General features: G+C 59.7%; 2 protein-coding genes. One reads left to right on the plus strand and one right to left on the minus strand.

Features of this window, described 5'->3' with window-relative positions; all coding sequences use genetic code 11:
• The coding region (locus tag EOA36_RS38695; RefSeq protein ID WP_348629842.1) for a helix-turn-helix domain-containing protein at positions 1-107 on the minus strand (107 nt) is incomplete at its 3' end.
• A 168-nt stretch (positions 108-275) separates the two neighbouring features.
• Between EOA36_RS38695 and EOA36_RS36045 the strand changes: the two genes are divergently transcribed.
• Positions 276-1021: extracellular solute-binding protein (locus EOA36_RS36045; RefSeq protein ID WP_127281289.1), on the plus strand; the 746-nt coding region annotated here is incomplete at its 3' end.

Genomic DNA, 1021 nt, shown 5'->3' on the forward strand with positions numbered 1-1021 from the left:
ATTTCGGCCTGCGTCAGGCCGCCGTCGCCGCCCGCCAGCAGTTCAAGAATGTCGAGCCCCTTGTCGAGCGCCGGCGCGCGGTAGCGCTCGTCTTCGCTGTCGTCCATGGCCCATCCCTCCAGTGAATTCAGCTCTTCATATACGCAGGAACGCTGCCGACGGAAACAAATTTCGCCTTGACGTACGTATGAATGTTTTGTTTGTATATGAATGTAGCATCTTTTGTCACGTGACGAGTTGCGGGCGCCATCGAGGCGCACCCAGGGAGGATATCGATGAACAGACTGCTTTCCGGCGTGTGCGCCGGCGCATTGGTGCTTGCGTCAGGCGCAGGCGCAGCCCTTGCCGGCGACCTGCCCGGCAAGTTCGAGGGCGTGACCGTCGACGTGAAGCTGATCGGCGGCCAGCAATATGAAAAGCTCTACGAGCGCATACCCGAATGGGAGAAGGCGACGGGCGCCAAGGTCAACATCCTGACCAAGAAGAACGGCTTCGACATCGACAAGGAATTGAAGTCCGACATCGCCTCGGGCAGCACCAATTGGTGCGTCGGCTGGAACCACTCCTCGTTCGCGCCGCAATATACGGGCCTCTACACCGACCTCGGCAAACTGCTGCCGAAGTCGGAGATCGACGCCTTCGTACCCTCGACCATCAAGGCGGCAACCATCGACGGCAAGCTGGAGATGCTGCCGCGCGCGCAGTTCGACGTTTCGGCCCTCTACTACCAGAAGAGCCTGTACGAGAACGCCGACAACAAGACCAAGTTCAAGGCGAAATACGGCTATGACCTGGTGCCGCCGGACACCTGGAAGGAAGTCACCGACCAGGCCGAGTTCTTCGCCAATCCGCCCAATTTCTACGGCACGCAATTCGCCGGCAAGGAAGAGGCGATCAACGGCCGCTTCTACGAGATGGTTGTCGCCGAGGGCGGCGAATATCTCGACAAGGACGGCAAGCCCGTCTTCAATTCCGAGGCTGGCATCCGGGCACTCGACTGGTTCGTCAACCTCTACAAGGC

Source organism: Mesorhizobium sp. M8A.F.Ca.ET.021.01.1.1 (assembly GCF_003998025.1).
Classification (GTDB): domain Bacteria; phylum Pseudomonadota; class Alphaproteobacteria; order Rhizobiales; family Rhizobiaceae; genus Mesorhizobium.